The organism is Streptomyces sp. B8-7 (genome assembly GCF_058833805.1).
The window spans coordinates 183132-199355 of record NZ_JBYRRL010000006.1; the positions used below are offsets into that span (position 1 = coordinate 183132).

18 protein-coding genes are annotated in these 16224 nt (G+C 71.6%); 16 read left to right on the forward strand and 2 right to left on the reverse strand.

What is annotated here, in order from left to right; all coding sequences use genetic code 11:
• Nucleotides 1–660 precede the first annotated feature (660 nt).
• The 14 genes from AC5K6T_RS29105 (at nucleotide 661) to AC5K6T_RS29170 (ending at nucleotide 10728) form a co-directional block, all read left to right on the forward strand.
• On the forward strand, nucleotides 661–930 hold the full coding sequence (locus AC5K6T_RS29105; RefSeq protein ID WP_493213764.1) for a DUF6284 family protein: 270 nt from the start codon (nucleotides 661–663) through the stop codon (nucleotides 928–930).
• Nucleotides 930–1172, forward strand: coding sequence for a hypothetical protein (locus AC5K6T_RS29110; protein WP_493213766.1), 243 nt, complete (start codon nucleotides 930–932; stop codon nucleotides 1170–1172). Before AC5K6T_RS29105 ends, AC5K6T_RS29110 begins: the two co-directional genes overlap by 1 nt.
• Nucleotides 1169–2056 carry a DUF2637 domain-containing protein gene (locus AC5K6T_RS29115; protein ID WP_493213768.1) on the forward strand — a complete coding sequence of 296 codons (888 nt, stop codon included), beginning with the start codon at nucleotides 1169–1171 and terminating at the stop codon, nucleotides 2054–2056. The genes AC5K6T_RS29110 and AC5K6T_RS29115 overlap by 4 nt, the downstream gene beginning before the upstream one ends.
• Nucleotides 2056–2505: an RRQRL motif-containing zinc-binding protein gene (locus tag AC5K6T_RS29120; protein WP_493213770.1), complete on the forward strand. Its 450-nt coding sequence runs from the start codon at nucleotides 2056–2058 to the stop codon at nucleotides 2503–2505. Before AC5K6T_RS29115 ends, AC5K6T_RS29120 begins: the two co-directional genes overlap by 1 nt.
• Nucleotides 2460–2777, forward strand: coding sequence for a hypothetical protein (locus AC5K6T_RS29125; protein WP_493213772.1), 318 nt, complete (start codon nucleotides 2460–2462; stop codon nucleotides 2775–2777). Before AC5K6T_RS29120 ends, AC5K6T_RS29125 begins: the two co-directional genes overlap by 46 nt.
• 2 nt (nucleotides 2778–2779) lie before the next feature.
• The gene (locus tag AC5K6T_RS29130) at nucleotides 2780–2947 is read left to right on the forward strand and encodes a pRL2-8 (RefSeq protein WP_493213774.1); all 168 of its coding nucleotides are present in this window, start codon (nucleotides 2780–2782) and stop codon (nucleotides 2945–2947) included.
• 119 nt (nucleotides 2948–3066) lie between these two features.
• Nucleotides 3067–5208 (forward strand): ATP-binding protein, encoded by a 2142-nt coding sequence (locus AC5K6T_RS29135; RefSeq protein WP_493213776.1) that lies wholly within the window; start codon nucleotides 3067–3069, stop codon nucleotides 5206–5208.
• Nucleotides 5209–5412: 204 nt separating this feature from the next.
• A complete protein-coding gene (locus tag AC5K6T_RS29140; RefSeq protein ID WP_493213778.1) occupies nucleotides 5413–5733 on the forward strand; it encodes a hypothetical protein in 321 nt (106 codons plus the stop codon).
• Nucleotides 5734–5824: 91 nt separating this feature from the next.
• Nucleotides 5825–6688, forward strand: a complete 864-nt coding sequence (locus tag AC5K6T_RS29145; protein WP_493213779.1) for a deazapurine DNA modification protein DpdA family protein — start codon at nucleotides 5825–5827, stop codon at nucleotides 6686–6688.
• On the forward strand, nucleotides 6685–7605 hold the full coding sequence (locus AC5K6T_RS29150; RefSeq protein ID WP_493213780.1) for a bifunctional DNA primase/polymerase: 921 nt from the start codon (nucleotides 6685–6687) through the stop codon (nucleotides 7603–7605). The genes AC5K6T_RS29145 and AC5K6T_RS29150 overlap by 4 nt, the downstream gene beginning before the upstream one ends.
• The gene (locus AC5K6T_RS29155; RefSeq protein WP_493213782.1) at nucleotides 7602–7781 is read left to right on the forward strand and encodes a hypothetical protein; all 180 of its coding nucleotides are present in this window, start codon (nucleotides 7602–7604) and stop codon (nucleotides 7779–7781) included. The genes AC5K6T_RS29150 and AC5K6T_RS29155 overlap by 4 nt, the downstream gene beginning before the upstream one ends.
• Nucleotides 7778–8923: a DUF3631 domain-containing protein gene (locus AC5K6T_RS29160; protein WP_493213784.1), complete on the forward strand. Its 1146-nt coding sequence runs from the start codon at nucleotides 7778–7780 to the stop codon at nucleotides 8921–8923. The genes AC5K6T_RS29155 and AC5K6T_RS29160 overlap by 4 nt, the downstream gene beginning before the upstream one ends.
• A 209-nt stretch (nucleotides 8924–9132) precedes the next feature.
• The gene (locus tag AC5K6T_RS29165) at nucleotides 9133–9381 is read left to right on the forward strand and encodes a helix-turn-helix transcriptional regulator (RefSeq protein ID WP_493213785.1); all 249 of its coding nucleotides are present in this window, start codon (nucleotides 9133–9135) and stop codon (nucleotides 9379–9381) included.
• An 81-nt stretch (nucleotides 9382–9462) separates the two neighbouring features.
• Complete coding sequence (locus AC5K6T_RS29170) at nucleotides 9463–10728, forward strand: tyrosine-type recombinase/integrase (protein ID WP_493213786.1); 1266 nt, start codon at nucleotides 9463–9465, stop codon at nucleotides 10726–10728.
• 229 nt (nucleotides 10729–10957) lie between these two features.
• Here AC5K6T_RS29170 and AC5K6T_RS29175 read toward each other — a convergent pair whose 3' ends face one another.
• On the reverse strand, nucleotides 10958–11368 hold the full coding sequence (locus AC5K6T_RS29175) for a hypothetical protein (protein ID WP_493213788.1): 411 nt from the start codon (nucleotides 11366–11368) through the stop codon (nucleotides 10958–10960).
• Between the two features lie 232 nt (nucleotides 11369–11600).
• On the reverse strand, nucleotides 11601–11915 hold the full coding sequence (locus tag AC5K6T_RS29180) for a hypothetical protein (RefSeq protein ID WP_493213789.1): 315 nt from the start codon (nucleotides 11913–11915) through the stop codon (nucleotides 11601–11603).
• A gap of 244 nt (nucleotides 11916–12159) precedes the next feature.
• On the opposite strand from AC5K6T_RS29180, the gene AC5K6T_RS29185 reads away from it, so the two are divergent.
• Together AC5K6T_RS29185 and AC5K6T_RS29190 are read left to right on the forward strand one after the other, a co-directional pair.
• Nucleotides 12160–13788 carry a penicillin-binding transpeptidase domain-containing protein gene (locus tag AC5K6T_RS29185; RefSeq protein WP_493213791.1) on the forward strand — a complete coding sequence of 543 codons (1629 nt, stop codon included), beginning with the start codon at nucleotides 12160–12162 and terminating at the stop codon, nucleotides 13786–13788.
• 674 nt (nucleotides 13789–14462) lie between these two features.
• Nucleotides 14463–16136, forward strand: a complete 1674-nt coding sequence (locus AC5K6T_RS29190; RefSeq protein WP_493213793.1) for a penicillin-binding transpeptidase domain-containing protein — start codon at nucleotides 14463–14465, stop codon at nucleotides 16134–16136.
• The last annotated feature ends 88 nt before the right edge of the window (nucleotides 16137–16224 follow it).

The following is a 16224-nucleotide window of genomic DNA, read 5'->3' on the forward strand; positions in this document are numbered from 1 at the left end:
TATGAGGGCTAGTTGACTGCCGCGACACCCCCTCCGACCGGTCTCCTTGAAGTGCGCCACGACGGGGTGACCGCCACTCAATCCGGCGAACCACCTTGACTCTGGTGCGCACCAGATGCACGCTACTGGTGCGCACCAGTTCCGGGGCTGGTTCCGGTTCACGGTGCACAAGAACGGCCCTGCCTGGGTCGTTCTGCACGGCCCCGCCGGGCCCGCTTACAGGCGGCCCATGCGGTAGGGGAGACGTAAAAGCCCGTCGTCTTCACGGATCGATCGGTGTCACCGGCTAAGCCGCTGGTCTGACCCTCGGGCGTAGACCCAGGGACCGGATCGCGGGGACCCCGGTGATTGGGCCGCACCCAGCCCATGGCACCCAGGGAGCAACCACTCAGCGAGTGACGACTGAGTGGCGCGGTGACCGCGCGCCGACCAGAGGAGGCGGAGCGAGGCGCGTATGGCGCCGCGAGACGACAGTGACGGGCTTCCCGTCACTCGTCATGCGGGCAGGGCGCCACCGGTGTTCGGCTCCCTGCCCACTTGATGAGGCCCTCAGTTCCGCCCGCACCGCTTCCGGCGCGGACCCTTCCCTACGGCGCGCCCCGGAGCTGCAACTCCGGGGCGCTGTTGGAGCCGTCCACCCTTCGAGAGGAACACGACCCAATGAGTCACATCGTCACTGTTCAGGACGCTGTTACCGCGTTCCCCGACTGGAACGAGCCGACGACGGCGGAGCTGGACGCCATCGAGCAGGAGATGCCGCTGATCCTGGCGGACGTCGACCTTCTCGACGCGCAGATCCTCACCCTCGACCGCACGCCGAGCGAGCTGGACGCCCGCCGCATCCGGCGAGCCCGGCGCCGGGTGCTGGCCGAGCGGGCCGCGCTCGCCAACCGCACGGCCGCCGCGATGCTGCCGGGGGGTGCGGCCTGATGGCCCGTTTCAACCTCACGCTGTCCAACCGGTTCCACGTCGAGAACGCCCGCGAGGAACTGGCGGCCGCGAAGACCGTGAACCTGCTGGACGAGAACGCCATGGCCCGCACGATCGGCCGCCTTGAGGTCGCCCTGGAGCGGCTGGTCGAGATGGTCGACGCGGGGGCCGGGGAGGAAGTCCCCTGGTGCCCGGCCGCGCACCACACCCGACCCTATCCGTGGCGGGAGGGCCGGTCATGAGTCTTCACCGCAAGGGGCGCGCCGCTCTGGTGCTGGCGCTGGTCGCGGTGGTCGCCATGGCGTTCCGGGTGTCGTGGAACGCGCTGCGGGACATCGCCAACGCCGTCGGCGCCGACGCCACGGCCGCGATGCTGTACCCGTTCGTGGTCGACGGGCTCATGGCGCTCGCCCTGGTCGCCACGCTCGTACTTGCCGGGCGGGACCGGGTGTTCGCGCTGCGGGTGCTGGGTGCCTACACGCTCGCCTCGCTGGTGCTGAACTACGTGCACGGTCTGGTTCCGGAGCTCCACGGCCGGGCGGTCGACTGGGGTCGACTTGCCGACTGGGACCCGGCGAACTGGGCTCTGGTATTGCTGGCCACGTCGCTTCCGGTCGGCTCGATCTACTTCGGATCCGATCTGGTGGCGAAGGTGCTGCACCACCACCCCGCCCCGATCCCGGCCGACACCGTGAATGCGGAGGAATCTACCGAGATCGAGAGGAATCGGTCTACGGCTGAGCTGCTCGAATCGGCCCCGGCGCCGGTCATGGCAACGCTGGTGCGGGTGCCCGATCCGGTGGGCGTCGACCACGTGAAACCGGCTCTGCCGCTCAAGCCGATCCGTGCCGTCGAGTCGGCGCCGCTCTCCTCGATCGAGCGGCGTGCGGTGGCGGCTGAGTCGGCCCGACCGCGCCGGGCGACGGGCCGGGTGCCGGAGTCGGCCCGATCAAGCCGTCCCAAGCGCACCCCGGCCGAACTGCTCGATCAGGCCCGCGCGGCGACGGCCGATTGGCCGGACGCTCAGGTCACCGCCGAGGGCATCCGCCGGGCCGTGCACACGTCGCCGGTGAACGCGCGGATGCTGCGTGACACCCTGCTCGCCGAGCGCGCCAAGGCCGCGTGATGTCCGCCGCGTGGGGGAAGTGCTACGACCCGAACGGCGCCGGATACGGGGTGCCCACCTATCCGTGGAAGCTCGCGCCGGATGGGTTGGCCACGCGTCGGCAGCTACGGGCCAAGGGGTTACGGCCGGGCGGTCAGCCGATACAGGCGCAGCTCATGAGGGTCAACCGCCGCACCGGCACGCCGCGGATCGCCTACCTGTACCGGCTCGACCTGGCCAAGCCGGTACGGCCGATGACCTCCCGCAAGTGGGGCGCGCTCGCCCTGGCCATGCTCGCCCGCCGCACCTGCCCGCAGTGCCGCACCGATGCCGGATACGTCATCCCCGCCTCCCTCGGTGCCTGCGTGGCCTGCGCCTACCCCGACACCCCCGACCAGACGAGCCCCGAAGGAGCATCTGACCTATGGGCAAGCCCGACACCCGCCGCCTGGACCGTGAAATCAAGCTGACCCAGCGCAAGCTGGAAGCCGTCCGCAAGGGTGAGCTGTGGCCTCTGACCGGTGCCGAGCGCCGCAAGGTGCTGCGGGCGCTGGCCGGTGGTGGCTACAACGTCGTGCGCGGCAACAGCACCGGCCGCGCCGAACGCAGCCTCGACCACGTGGCGGAGACCGCCGTGATCCGGCTGACCGCCGAACTCACCGCCCTGCACACCGAGCGCCAGCGCATCGTCAACGAGGCCGCCGCCGCGAAGGCCGCCAAGAGGTCGTCGCGGTGGTGGTGACCATGACCGGACGGGACACATCTCCCGGCGAGTGCCCGCAGTGCTGGCAGCACGCCCACGATCCGCGCGCACACCGCCGCCTCGGTCCCCGAGAGGACTGCCCGCAGTGCGTGGACCACATGATCAACGGCCACCCCTACATCGTGCCCAAGACGTCTCGGTGGTGGTGACACCGCCGCCCTGAACACCCCGCACCCCCCTGACGGGCGGGCGGCTCCTCTTCCGCCGCCCGCCCTCTCCCTCGTCTTCAACTCCCGCCCACATGAGGGCAGTCAGGAATCTCTCCGTCATGAGCGGCACCGTCGTTCCCCTGCACAAGCACACCGACCCGCCCGGCCCCGACACCCGCCCGACCCTCACCGCCGTCCCCGACCCCGCCCCGCCCGTCCCGGCACTGCCGGGCGCGCGACCGTTGCCGCTGTGGGTCCGCTCCGGCCGCGCCATCCGGCACGTGGTCACGCATGAGAACACCCGCACCGCCGCCCGTGCCGTCGCCCGTCACAGCCTGTACGTGGTGGGCGGGGCCCGCATCGTCGGGCGCCGGGCGTGGGACGGCCGCACCGCCGCCCGCTACGAGCGCTACATGCGCACGGCCGAAGCCGCGGGGAACATGGAACTCGCCGCGGAGTGGGAGGAACGGGGCCAGCGCTACCGCGAGGCCCGCCACCGCCGCCGCATGGACCTGCTCACCTCCCCCATCGACGCCGCCAAGGGCATCGCGGCTGGCACCGGGGTGGGTATCGGTGGTCTGATCGCCCTCGGCGTCGTCATGGCCGTTGCCACCAAGGACGTGACGAACGTCGTCACGCCGCTGATGGCGACGGTGGAGTTCATCAACCTGCTCATCACCATCGTTCAGGTGGTGTGGGGACCCGCGGTCTCGATCGGCCCGTTCCTCGCCCTGCTCGCCCTATGGTCGGTCGGCCGACACCAGCAGGCCGCACCCCAGTGGGCGCTCCCCGCGAACATCCGTAGCGGCGAGGGCGAGCCGATCACCCCGTCCATCGTGGTGAAGGCACTGCGCGACCTGGGTGTTCCGGCGCTGCGAGGCGCCATCAAGGAGATGGGCGATGCTGGCGCCTCCATGCTCGGGCCGATCCGGATCGCCGGTTGCGGCGTGGAGGTCGACGTCACGCTTCCGTCCGGGGTGTCGACCAACGAAGTGCAGGTCAAGCGGCGCAAGCTTGCCGAGAACCTCACCCGGCACGAGCACGAGGTGTTCATCACCATCCCGGAGGCTGCCCGCACGGTCCGGCTGTGGATCGCGGATTCCGGCGCGCTGGATGAGCCGATCGGCCCCTCGCCGCTGGTCACTGACGAGACCCTGACCGCCGACTACGCCAAGGGTCGTGCCCCGTGGGGACAGGATCTGCGTGGGGATGCTGCCGCGCTGAGCGTGTATCAGCGGCATCTGCTCATCACGGGCCTGTCGAATCAGGGCAAGACCGCCGCCCTGCGGGCGCTCGCGCTGTGGCTCGCGCTGGACCGGTCGGTGGAGTTCTGGATGGGCGACCTCAAGGGCGTCGGCGACTGGGCCATGTTCGACGGCTTGGCTACCCGGCTCATCCAGGGCCCGACCGACGAGCACGTCATCCAGGTCACCGAGATGGTCGAGGACGCGGTGGAGGAGATGAACCGCCGTCTCCAGGCCCCGCCCGGCACGGAGTTTCCGGCGCTCATCGTGATCGTGGATGAGGCGCAGGTGGCGTTCATGTGCCCGGTCAAGGACGAGGACAAGCGCCCCTACGGCGGCTCCAGCTCTACCTCCCGGTACTTCATGGCGGCCCGCAAGATTCACAACCAGGGACGGGCCGTGAACGTGTTGCTGTGGCAGGGCACGCAGGACCCCACCGACCAGAACCTTCCCAAGCTGGTCCGCGAGGGCGCCCACACGCGTGCCTCGCTCGCGCTGGGCACCGATTCTCAGGCCCGTATGGCGCTCGGGGACAAGGCCGTGGACGGCGGCGCCGCGCCGAACCTGCTGAGGCCCGGCCTGGACAAGGGAACCCTGGTCGTCGCATCCGACGGCATCACCATCCTCAAGGGACAGTCGTCCATCACCGTGCGCACCCACTACATCAGCACCGACGACGCCAAGGTGATCGCCTCCCGTGCCAAGGCCCTGCGCGACGGCGTCACCACCCTGCACGTCATCGAGCGGGGCACCGGCCGCGACCCCCTCGCCGACATCGCCACCGTCCTCGGCGACGCAGCGCGGGTGCGTACGCAGGACGTCATCAAGCGGCTCGCCATGCTGAACGAGGGCACCTACGGCAAGTGGTCGTTCACCGACCTCACCCGCGCCCTGGACGGCACCGGTGCCGAGCCGTACAAGTCCGACGGCGTCATGGTCATCAGCCGCGACCGCCTTGCCCGCGCACTCGCCAACCGCGACGGCGACGGCTCCGCTTCCGCTTCCGCCGCCGAGTAGAGGGAGGCGACCCCTCCCCGGGGCAGGGAGGCAGGGAGAACTCCCTGAACGCCTCCCTGACCCGCCTCCCTGCACCTGACCTGCGCGAATGATCGCTCAGGGAGTCAGGGAGGAGCGCAGGTCAGTACCCCTGAAGCCCCCTCCACGGCCACCCGGCAAGGGTGTGCCTCAGCCTCCCTGAACCGTCACCGGAAGGGATTCCGCATGTCCAACCGCACACACCGTGACCCGCCGGAGATCATCGCCCCGCACATCCCCGCCGACGCCTACCACCGCGCCGAAGCCACCGGCGCCCCCGTCGTCATCGTTGTCCACGCCACCGACCCGACCGGCCGCCCGCTGCGGCACTACCTCTACCCGATCGCCATCGCTGGCGCGGGCGCCATCGGGATCTTCGCCACCGTGGCAGCCCTGCTCACCCTGCTCGACCTCGCCGCCCACACCGCCATGGCCGTCGCCAGCGCCACCGGCCCGCTCAGCATCGGCGGCATCAGCCTCAAACACGCCCGCTCCAAAGGCGCCTAGCTACGCCAAGGGCGGCCCCCACGTCTCGCCAAAGATCCGGGACCGCCCTTGCCCAACCAGCCATCAGCAGACCTGTTGGAGGTCTCCCAGCATGACCCAACCCACGACCATCCCGCGAGCCTTACCGGCGGGAGCTCCCGCCGCGGGCCGGATGCGGTTCTACCTGACCACCCACAAGCGGCACTGGCTGCGCCTGACCGACGTGCCGCTGTTCCTGAAGTCCGAGCACTTCGACCGGGCCGTGAAGTGGGACGAAGCCCGCGGCCCCTACGCCATCGACTCGGGCGGCTTCATGGACCTGAAGGACAAGGGCACCTGGACCCGCCCGCCCCGCAAGTACGTCGATGACCTGCGCCGCATCTGGGAACACGTCGGACCTTACGACTGGGCAGCGCAGCAGGACTGGATGTGCGAGGACGCCATCATCCACGGCGGCACCTTCCAGGGCCAGCACTTCGTCGGCACCCACCTCAGTGTTGCCGAGCACCAGCGCCGCACAGTGGCCAACTTCCTCGAACTACGCTCGCTCGCCCCCGACCTGCGCGTCGCCCCTGTCCTGCAAGGGCGCAGCATCCCCGAGTACGAACGGTGCGTGGAGCTGTTCGAGAGAGCGGGAGTTGACCTGCGGCGTGAGCCGGTGGTGGGACTGGGGTCGGTGTGCCGGTTGCAGTCCACCCGCGAGGGCGCCGCCATCGTCACCGCCATGGCTGCGCACGGCTTCAAGCTGCACGGCTTCGGCTTCAAGACCCTCGGCCTGGAACGCGTCGGGCATCTGCTCGCCTCCGCGGACTCCGCAGCGTGGAGCTCCCACGCGCGCCGCCGCCCGGCGCTGCCCGGCCACACGCACAAGAACTGCGCCAACTGCATCGACTACGCCCTGATGTGGCGCACCCGCGTCATCAACGCCATCCCCGCCCACCAGCAAACGCTCCTCACCGACCGGAGCGCAGCATGACCAGCACCCCGACCATGGACCTGACCCGCCTGGAACTGCTGGCCTGGGCCATTGAGGCCGCCGGGCGCGGCTGGCGCGTCTTCCCGCTGCGCCCCGGCGACAAGCGCCCCGCCGGACACGCACAGAAGTACTGCCCCGGCACCGGACGCTGCGCGGACGGGCACAAGACCCCCGAACAGCGCGCCACCACCGACGTCGACCTTCTCGTCGCGGCGTGGGCGCACCAGCCCTACAACGTGGCCATCGCCACCGGCCCCTCCGGGCTGCTGGTCGTCGACCTCGACATGCCCAAGCCGCAAGAGCCGAAAGGAACGCCTGACGGCGTCGACAACTTCCAGGCGCTCTGCGAGCGCGCCGAACAGCCCGTGCCCGACACCTACCGCGTGCGGAGCGCGCGCGGCGGGGAACACCTGTACTTCACCCAACCGCCCGGCGCGGCACTGCACTCCACCGCTGGACACCTCGCCAAGAAGATCGACACCCGTGGGTGGGGCGGATACGTCGTCGCCGCGGGCAGCACCACCCCCCACGGCCCGTACACGGTCGTGGACAACCGCCCGCCCATCGAACTGCCCGACTGGCTCCACAACGCCCTGAAACCCCCTCAGCGCCCCGCCTACGCCCTCCCCAACACCCCAGCACGGGCGGGCGGTTACGCCGCCGCAGCCCTGCGCAACGAAGTCCGCAACGTCGCCGCGGCCGCGGACGGCACCCGCAACGCAACCCTCCTGCGCGCCGCGCGAGCACTCGGGCGGCTCGTGGCATCCGGCGACCTCACCCGCACCGAGGTCGAAGAGGCTCTTAGTAGGGCGGCGGGGGGCAACGCCACCCAGTCCCAGCGCTACTACGACGACGTCATCCGCCGCGGCCTGGACTGGTCGGTTGCCCACAACCCAGCCGGAGGACGCGCGGCATGACCATCCCCACGCCTACTAAGAGCCTCACCATGGCCGACCACCGGCCCAACGACGCCGCACAGCCCGCGGACGAACCGGCCGAGGGCGAGCCGAAAGGCGCCGCCCGCAAGGGCGTCCGAACTGCTCTTGGTACTGACCCGCACACGGTCACCGCACAGGAAGGAAGGGACGCATGACCTCCACGCTCGACGGCACCGCGCTGCTCGACGAGGTGGAAGCCTTCCACCGACGGTTCAACGTCTTCCCCACCGATGCCGCCTACGTGGCCGTTGCCCTGTGGGACGCGCACGCCCATCTCCTCGACTGCTTCGACTCCACCCCCCGCCTCGCCTTCCTGTCCCCCGAACCGGGGTCAGGCAAGACGCGAGCGCTGGAGATCGTCGAAACCCTCGTGCCCCAGCCCATGACGGCCGTGAACGCCTCCGCCGCCGCCCTGTTCCGGTCCGTCTCGGCAGGCACCGGCAAGCCAACAATCCTGTTCGACGAGATCGATACCGTCTTCGGCCCCAAAGCTGGGGACAACGAAGAGTTGCGCGGGTTCCTCAACGCCGGACACCGACGTACCGGAGTCACCTACCGATGCATCGGAGACGGCGGTCAGCAGACCGTGCAAGCCTTCCCCTCGTACTGCGCCGTAGCCGTCGCCGGGCTGGGCTCGCTCCCCGACACGATCCTGAGCCGCTCCGTCATCGTCCGCATGCGGCGCCGGGCCAGGAACGAGAAGGTCGAACCCTTCCGAGCCCGCATCCACGAAGCCGAGGGGCACAAGCTCCGGGACCGTCTCGCCGCATGGGCACAGCAGGTGCGAGGGGCCGTGATGGACGCCTGGCCCGACATGCCCGAAGGGGTCAGCGACCGCCCGGCGGACGTGTGGGAGCCCCTGCTCGCCGTCGCCGATGCTGCTGGCGGCGCCTGGCCCGAACGAGCCCGCTCAGCATGCCTGACCCTGGTCAAGGCGTCCCAGGCCAACGACAAGGGCAGCCTGGGCGTCCGCCTGCTCACCGACCTCCGAGACAACGTCATGGTCGGCATCGACCGCCTGCCCACCATCGCCATCCTGGACAGGCTCAACAGCCTCGACGACGCCCCGTGGGCGGACCTGGGAGGCAAGCCGCTCGACAACCGGCGCCTGTCGAAGATGCTCGGCGAGTACATGACGGCCGACAACGAGCCGATCACCTCCCGCAACATCAAGGCCGCCGGGAGCGTGCTGAAGGGCTACTACGCCGCCGATCTCCGGGACGCGTGGGGCCGCTACTGCCCCCCACCCCCGGAAAGTCCGCTACCTCCGCTACCTGGCACCGAAAACGTCGCCTGACCAGCAACAACGGGGTAGCGGCAACCGACCTCGGTTGCCGCTACCCAACCGCTACCGCTACCCCTTCCCGCTACCTCGAACAGGCCCCTGACCTGCGCGGTAGCGGCGGTAGCGGAAGTAGCGGCCCTCGGAAGGGGGCCCTCGAAGCCGCGATGAGTCGCGATGACCCGCGACTCATCGCAATGTGACTCCAACTCACGGAGGACGCAGTGACGCCGCCCCACCTCCTTGAGGACACCGATCCCCGCGCCATCCTCCGGGGTGGCCTCCCGGACCGGTACCTCAACCCCGACGACATCGCCGAGATCTTCGACGTGCCGAAAGAGACCGTCTACCAGTGGCGCAAGAAGCGCATCGGCCCACCGGGCTTCCGCATCGGCAAGTACGTCCGCTACGACCCTGCCGACGTGCGCGCCTACGTCACCCAGCGCAAGAACGCCGACCAAGACGCCTCATAGCCGAACAACCACCCAAGACAGCAGGGCGAGCCGCAAACCAGCGGCTCGCCCTGCTGCGTGTCGCGAGAGGACCACTGCCACATGGCAGGCCACATCCAAGACCGCTGGTACAAGACCATCCCGGACCTCGACGGCAAACCCATCAAGGTCAAGACCGACCGCCACGGAACGGGTCTGCGGTACCGGGCCCGGTACGTCGGCCCGGACGGCACCGAGAAAAGCAAGTCGTTCCGTGACAAGGAACTGCGCCTCGCTAAGCAGTGGCTCGCGGAGATCGAAGCGGACATGTCGCGCGGTCAGTACGTCGACCCGCGCGCCGCGCGGACCACATTCCGCCAGTACGCGGAACGCTGGGTGCAGACACACACGGGCGAGATCAACAGCCGTGAGGCCGCGGAGCGTCGGCTCCGGCTGCACGCCTACCCCCACATCGGCTCGCGCCCGCTCGGCTCGTTCAAGCCGGAGCACATCCGTGCCTGGATCGCAGCCCTGGAAGCCACCGTTCCTGCCGAGTCCCACCGCCGCATCATCGTCGGCACCGTCTCCGCAGCGCTGAGCGCAGCGGTCGACGACGGGCTGCTCAGCAAGAACCCCTGTCGTGCCCGCACGGTGCAGCTCCCGAAGCCGGGCAAGCCGCGCGTCGTCCCGTGGACGGCAGAGCAGGTCTTCGGCGTACGCTCCGCCCTCCCCCAGCGCTACCAGGCCGCCGTGGACGCCGGGGCAGGATGCGGACTGCGACAGGGTGAGATCTTCGGTCTGGCCGTCGACGAACTCGACTACGAGGGCGGTTGGCTCACCGTCGGCCACCAGCTCAAGCGCATCCGGGGCAAGTACGTCTTCGCCCTGCCGAAGGGCGGCAAGGTCCGGGACGTTCCGCTGCCCAAGGCAGTGGCTACGGCGCTCCGGGATCACTCGAAGGAGTTCGAGCCGATCGACGTGACGCTTCCGTGGCGGACGCCGGACGGCCCGCTCGTGACCAAGCGGCTCCTCTTCAGCGGGGTTGAGGGCAAGCACGTGCGCGTGAGCGTCTTCAATGACCACCACTGGAAGCCCGCCCTGGCAGCCGCAGGCATCATCCCGACGCGGGAGGCGGGCAGGCGGTACGCGTCGGCTCCCGAACACGGCATGCACGCGCTCAGGCACTTCTACGCGTCCGTCCTGCTGGACGCGGGCGAGAACATTCGGGCCTTGAGTCAGTACCTCGGTCACGCCGATCCGGGGTTCACACTCCGGACCTACACCCACCTGATGCCGAGCAGCGAGGGGCGCACCCGGAAGGCCGTCGACAGCCTCTACCTGGCGTCAGATCCTCAAGATCACGGCCCAGAGACGGCCCAGGCCGCCTGATCCGGCCCCGGCCAGAGGCAAACGCCCAGGTCGGGGCCCCAAGGGTCCGGATCACGCAGACTTCGTCTACTTCTGGCCGATCTACACCGGCACCGCCATCCCCATCGACGACTGGCGGTCGCGGATGTGGCTGGACACCTGGGTGTAGCCGGGCGGACACACCACGGGGGCACGGCAGTCGGCCGTGCCCCCGTGAGTCGTCGCCGGCCGGGGCCGGCGCCCGGGCAGGTCAGTACCAGGCCGTGCAGATGGTCCGGTGACCGCTGGTGTCACCGCAGGCCCGCACCTTGTGCGGCGAGCCGTCGTACAGCAGGTTGTTCTGCGGCGTCTGCGTCGACCTCGACGAGCTGGTCGTGTACTGGCGCGCAGTCCAGTTCTTCCCGCCGTTGATCGAGTCGTCCAGCCACACCCGTGCCCTGGAGGCGCCGGCGCTGCCGGAGATGATCCCCTTGGCGTAGTCGTGCCCGTCCGGGCACCGCCAGATCTGGAGGACCACCAGGTCCCCGCTGCCCGAGGCAGTCCTCTGCTTCGAGTAGGTGCAGTCCCAGGTGGCGTACGCGTTCGCCGTGCCGCTGGTGGCGATCACGCCGCCGACGGCCACGGCGCATGCTATGGCGATTCTGCCGAGTGTCTTCTTCATTCCGCACCCCGTTCCTTGGCCGCGCATCGCGGCGTGAACCCCTCATGGTCGGGAGAGGGGGTGTGCCAGATTGTAGCCTTCAAGATCATCTGGCCGTGGTGGGACGTACCGCGCGGCAGACCGGCGGTCTCGGCGCGGCCGCTCTTCGCGGGCGCCGCCGGCCCGCGCGGACGGAGGTGACCGTATTCCGCCGGCCGCCACCCGTCCCCGCCTCGTCCGGCGGACCGAGTCCTCAGTAGACGAACTCCGGCGCCTGATAGGGGCTCCACCAGCTGACCAGTCCCCAGATCCCCAGCGCGGCCGCGGCGACGGCGGCCGCGGCGGCAGGCCACGGGCGACGGAACCGGCGCAGGACGAGCAGCCAGCAGACGAGCGGCACCAGGGCGCCGCCCGCGGCGACGAGCGGCAGGTCGACGTAGAGGACGCCGAGGTCCCGGTCGAGCCCCTCGAACCCGCCCTCGATGCTGACCCGCGCCAGCGGAGCCCAGGCGAGCAGCGCCGCTGCGGCGCCCAGACCGGCGACGAGGAAGCCGGCGAGACCCTTCATCTCTTCCTTCACACCGGTTCGGACGCCGCAGCCCCGCCGGCAGTTCCTGGGCGCGCCGTCCCCGCCGGCGACGGGGCGGCGCGCGGATGTGGCCGGATGGGTGCGGTGGGGCGCGGGGACATACCGTGCAGGGTGCACCGAGTCCGGCGGACCGGGGCGGGGCACCGCCCCGGGCGGGGGCGAAGCCCTTTACAGTGCAGGGGAAGGAGACGCGGGGGCACGGGGGCCACGGGAGGGGCAGGGGATGCGCAAGGGGGCCAAGGCAGCAGTCGTCGGCACGGTGTTCGCCGTGATGGTGGGCGGCGCCGGCTGGGGCGTGTACAACGTGGTGTCGGCTCTGGACGGGGACTCGGGGTCCGGCACGGGCGCGACGACCTCCGCGAAGAGCGGACCACCGGACAAGGGCGAGGTCGCCGAGACCACCGAGGCGTTCTTCACGGCCTGGGAGCAGGGCAGCGGCGCGCGGGCCGCGTCGTACACCAACAACGCCATGGACGCGGAACCGGTGCTGACGTCCTTCGGGGGCAGCGCGCACCTGACCGATGTGAAGATCACCCCCGGTGCGCCCCGGGGCGCCACCGTGCCGTTCTCGGTGAAGGCGACCGTGTCCTACGGGGGGAAGACCGAACCCCTGGCGTACGACAGCGAGTTGACGGTGGTGCGGGGCGTCACCACCGGCCGGGCGCTGGTCGACTGGGAGCCGGCCGTGGTCCATCCCGAACTCGGCGAGGGCGACACGCTGGTCACGGAGGAGTCCGCGAGCCCGCCGATCGAGGCGGTGGCCCGGGACGGCAGCGTCCTGTCGAAGGAGGAGTTCCCCTCGCTGGGCCCCGTCCTGGACGAGCTGCGCAAGCGGTACGGCCAGGAGGCGGGCGGCACGCGCGGCGTGGAGCTGTCCGTCCGGCACACCGCGACCGGCGCCGCGGACACCTCGCTGCTCACCCTCGCCGAGGGCAGGCCGGGCAAGCTGCCGACGACGATCAGTGTGCGCGCCCAGGCCGCCGCCGAGAAGGCCGTCGCCCGGTACGAGGAGTCCTCGGTGGTCGCGGTCAAGCCGAGCACGGGCGAGATCCTCGCGGTCGCCAACCATCGCGCGGACGGGTTCAACGCCGCGATGCGGGGTGCGCTCGCCCCCGGCTCCACCATGAAGATCCTCAGCTCGGCGATGCTCATCGACCACGGCCTGGCCACGGCGGACGGCCCGGCGCCGTGCCCCTCGCAGGCGGTCTCGGACAGCCAGACCTTCCACAACCTGCCGGGCCTGAAGGCGGACGAGGGCGCCAGCCTCGCCGACAGCTTCGCCCGTTCCTGCAACACCGCGTTCGTGAAGTTCGCCGACGAGATCGACGACGACTCCCTCACCCGGGAGGTCCAGGACCGCTTCGGCCTCGGACGCGACGACTGGAAGGCCGGCGTCCCCACCTTCGACGGCAGCGTGCCCGCCTCCGTCGGCCCGGACACCGCCGCCGCGCTGCTCGGACAGGGCAAGGTGCAGATGAACCCGCTGAACATGGCGTCCGCCACCTCGACCGCCATCACCGGGGCCTTCCGGCAGCCGGTGATCGTGCCGCAGAGCCTGGACGGCAGGCCCCTCGCCCGGGCGCAGGGCCTGCGGGCGGGCACGGTCGGCCAGTTGCGCGCGATGATGCGGCGCACCGCCACCAGCGGCACCGCCGCGCAGGCGATGGCCGGTCTCGGCGGCGACATCGGTGCGAAGACCGGCTCCGCCGAGGTCGACGGACAGGCCACCGCCAACAGCTGGTTCACCGGCTACCGCGACGACCTGGCGGCCGCCGCCATGGCCCAGCACGGCGGGCACGGCAGCGACGTCGCCGGGCCGATCGTCGCGCAGGTGCTGCGCGCGGGCGGCTGACCGGTCCGGCCCGGCCGCCGCCTGAAGGGTGCCGCACGGTCCGTTCGACGCCGTGCACGCCTCGTGGCGGAGGCGCTCGGCCCGCGCCGCGCCGCACGGCCCCGGTGTCGTCTGCCGCCGCCTTCCCGCCGCCGGAGCGGTCCGCACCCGGGCGTGAGAGGCTCGGGCCGACGGGCGGCGCCGGGCGGGGCGGGGTGGCTCGGGGCGACGGAGGAGGGGCCGGGGGAGGGAGGGCCGGCAGCCGGTGCGCCGGCCGGTGACCGGGGTCGGCGGCGGGAGCGGCGGCCGGTGTCACCCGCCCGGGCCGGGGTCCCCACCGGACCACCGTCGTTGTCGACGGTGGGGGGCACGGCCCCCCGGAGCCCTTGGAGCACGGCCGGGGACGGCCGGGGACCGAGCGGCCGGGACGGCCGCGGACGGCCGGGGTGCCCAGGGGCGCCTCCGGCCGACCGGAGGCGACCGGGGACGGCCGGGGACGGCCGGGGACGGCCGGGGACGGCCGGGGACGGCCGGGGGCAGGACGGACGCCGGACGGGACAGCCGGACGGCCGGGGACGGGCAGCGACGAGCGGGCACAGCCGGCGGGCAGGCCGGGACACCGGGACACCGGGACACCGGGACACCGGGACACCGGAACGCCGGGGCCCGGGGACTTGAGCGAAGGATCGGGAAGAGTGGGAAAGAGAAGACGCGTCGCCCAGCGACGCAGCAGCAGACCGGCCGTCGTCGCCACGGCGGTCGCCGCCGCCGTCGGCCTCGGCATCGGCGGCTACGTGCTCTTCGGCAAGGGCGCGGCGGCCGACGACACGGCGGCCGCCGCGACCGCGAAGCGGCAGCCGGCCAGGACCGGCCCGCTGACCGCGACCGAGGTGACCACCGCCGCGCAGCGCTTCCTCACCGCCTGGCAGCAGGGTGAGGTGAGCGCGGCCGCGGCGGCCACCACCGACGCCCGGGCCGCCGCCACGCTGCTCACCGGCTACACCGAGGACGCCCACATCACGGACGTCACCCTCACGCCCGGCACCCCGCGGGGCGCCGAGGTGCCCTTCACGGTCGAGGGCACCGTCTCCCACGACACGCTCAGCAAGCCGCTGACGTACCGCGGCTCCCTCACCGTCGTGCGCGGCGCGACGGACGGCGAGCCCCTGGTGCGGTGGACGCCCGCCGTCGTCCACCCCGATCTGAAGGACGGCGACCGGCTGGTCACCGGGGAGGCCGGCATCCCGCCGGTCAAGGCACTCGACCGCGACGGCGGGGAGCTGACCGCGGAGAAGTACCCGTCCCTGGGCACCGTCCTCGACGGTCTGCGCGAGAAGTACGGCGAGACGGCGGGCGGCACCGCGGGCGTCGAGCTCCAGGTGGTCCGCGGCAAGGCGTCGAAGGCGGCGAAGGCCCCGCTGTCCGACAAGACCCTGCTGGAGCTGAGCGAGGGCACCGCCGGCACGGTGCGGACGACGCTCAGTCCGGCACTCCAGGCCGAGGCCGAGCGGCAGGTCGCGGCACGGCAGCGTGCCTCGGTGGTGCTGCTGCGGGCGTCCACGGGCGAGATCCTCGCCGTCGCGAACTCCTCCCACGGCTTCAACACCGCCTTCCTCGGCTCCCTCGCCCCCGGCTCCACGATGAAGGTGATCACCTCCTCGCTGCTGTTCGAGCGGAACCTGGCGTCGGTGAACCGGGGGCACCCCTGCCCCAAGTACTTCTCCTACGGCGGCTGGAGGTTCCAGAACGACGACGAGTTCGAGATCAAGGGCGGCACCTTCAAGGCGTCCTTCGCGCGCTCCTGCAACACGGCCTTCATCAGCCAGGCGCCGAAGCTGGACGACGCGGACCTGACGAAGCAGGCGCAGCAGGTGTTCGGCCTCGGCATGGACAACTGGTCGGTCGGCGTACCCACGTTCGACGGGTCGGTGCCGGTGCAGTCGAAGGCGCCGATGGCGGCCTCGCTGATCGGGCAGGGCGGGGTGCGGATGAACCCGCTGAACATGGCGTCGGTGTCGGCGACGGTGCGGACGGGCGCGTTCCACCAGCCTTATCTGGTCTCCCCGTCGGTCGACGGGCGCACCCTCGCGACCGCCGCGCGGCAGCTGTCCGCGGGCACCCTCGCGCAGCTGCGGGAGGCGATGGCGTACACGGCGGCGTACGGTACGGCGGCCGAGGCCATGGCGGGCGTGACCGGCGACGTGGGGGCGAAGACGGGTTCGGCGGAGGTCGACGGGCAGGAGAAGCCGAACGGCTGGTTCACGGCGTACCGGGGCGACCTCGCGGCCGCGGGCGTGGTGCAGGCGGGCGGCCACGGCGGCGACACGGCGGGCCCGGTCGTGGCGGCTCTGCTGCGGGCCGGCGGCTGAGGCGGCGCGCCCGGCCGTGCCCTGGTTCCGCCCCGGCTCCGGCTCCCTTGCGCCCCGCTCCCGGCCCCTCCGCCCCGGGCCCGGCCCG

Bases quoted from the DNA above. Each gene is read 5' to 3' on its own strand.
- AC5K6T_RS29105 (WP_493213764.1), top strand. From the start codon at position 661: ATGAGTCACATCGTCACTGTTCAGGACGCTGTTACCGCGTTCCCCGAC.
- AC5K6T_RS29110 (WP_493213766.1), top strand. From the start codon at position 930: ATGGCCCGTTTCAACCTCACGCTGTCCAACCGGTTCCACGTCGAGAAC.
- AC5K6T_RS29115 (WP_493213768.1), top strand. From the start codon at position 1,169: ATGAGTCTTCACCGCAAGGGGCGCGCCGCTCTGGTGCTGGCGCTGGTC.
- AC5K6T_RS29120 (WP_493213770.1), top strand. From the start codon at position 2,056: ATGTCCGCCGCGTGGGGGAAGTGCTACGACCCGAACGGCGCCGGATAC.
- AC5K6T_RS29125 (WP_493213772.1), top strand. From the start codon at position 2,460: ATGGGCAAGCCCGACACCCGCCGCCTGGACCGTGAAATCAAGCTGACC.
- AC5K6T_RS29130 (WP_493213774.1), top strand. From the start codon at position 2,780: ATGACCGGACGGGACACATCTCCCGGCGAGTGCCCGCAGTGCTGGCAG.
- AC5K6T_RS29135 (WP_493213776.1), top strand. From the start codon at position 3,067: ATGAGCGGCACCGTCGTTCCCCTGCACAAGCACACCGACCCGCCCGGC.
- AC5K6T_RS29140 (WP_493213778.1), top strand. From the start codon at position 5,413: ATGTCCAACCGCACACACCGTGACCCGCCGGAGATCATCGCCCCGCAC.
- AC5K6T_RS29145 (WP_493213779.1), top strand. From the start codon at position 5,825: ATGACCCAACCCACGACCATCCCGCGAGCCTTACCGGCGGGAGCTCCC.
- AC5K6T_RS29150 (WP_493213780.1), top strand. From the start codon at position 6,685: ATGACCAGCACCCCGACCATGGACCTGACCCGCCTGGAACTGCTGGCC.
- AC5K6T_RS29155 (WP_493213782.1), top strand. From the start codon at position 7,602: ATGACCATCCCCACGCCTACTAAGAGCCTCACCATGGCCGACCACCGG.
- AC5K6T_RS29160 (WP_493213784.1), top strand. From the start codon at position 7,778: ATGACCTCCACGCTCGACGGCACCGCGCTGCTCGACGAGGTGGAAGCC.
- AC5K6T_RS29170 (WP_493213786.1), top strand. From the start codon at position 9,463: ATGGCAGGCCACATCCAAGACCGCTGGTACAAGACCATCCCGGACCTC.
- AC5K6T_RS29175 (WP_493213788.1), bottom strand. From the start codon at position 11,368: ATGAAGAAGACACTCGGCAGAATCGCCATAGCATGCGCCGTGGCCGTC.
- AC5K6T_RS29180 (WP_493213789.1), bottom strand. From the start codon at position 11,915: ATGAAGGGTCTCGCCGGCTTCCTCGTCGCCGGTCTGGGCGCCGCAGCG.
- AC5K6T_RS29185 (WP_493213791.1), top strand. From the start codon at position 12,160: ATGCGCAAGGGGGCCAAGGCAGCAGTCGTCGGCACGGTGTTCGCCGTG.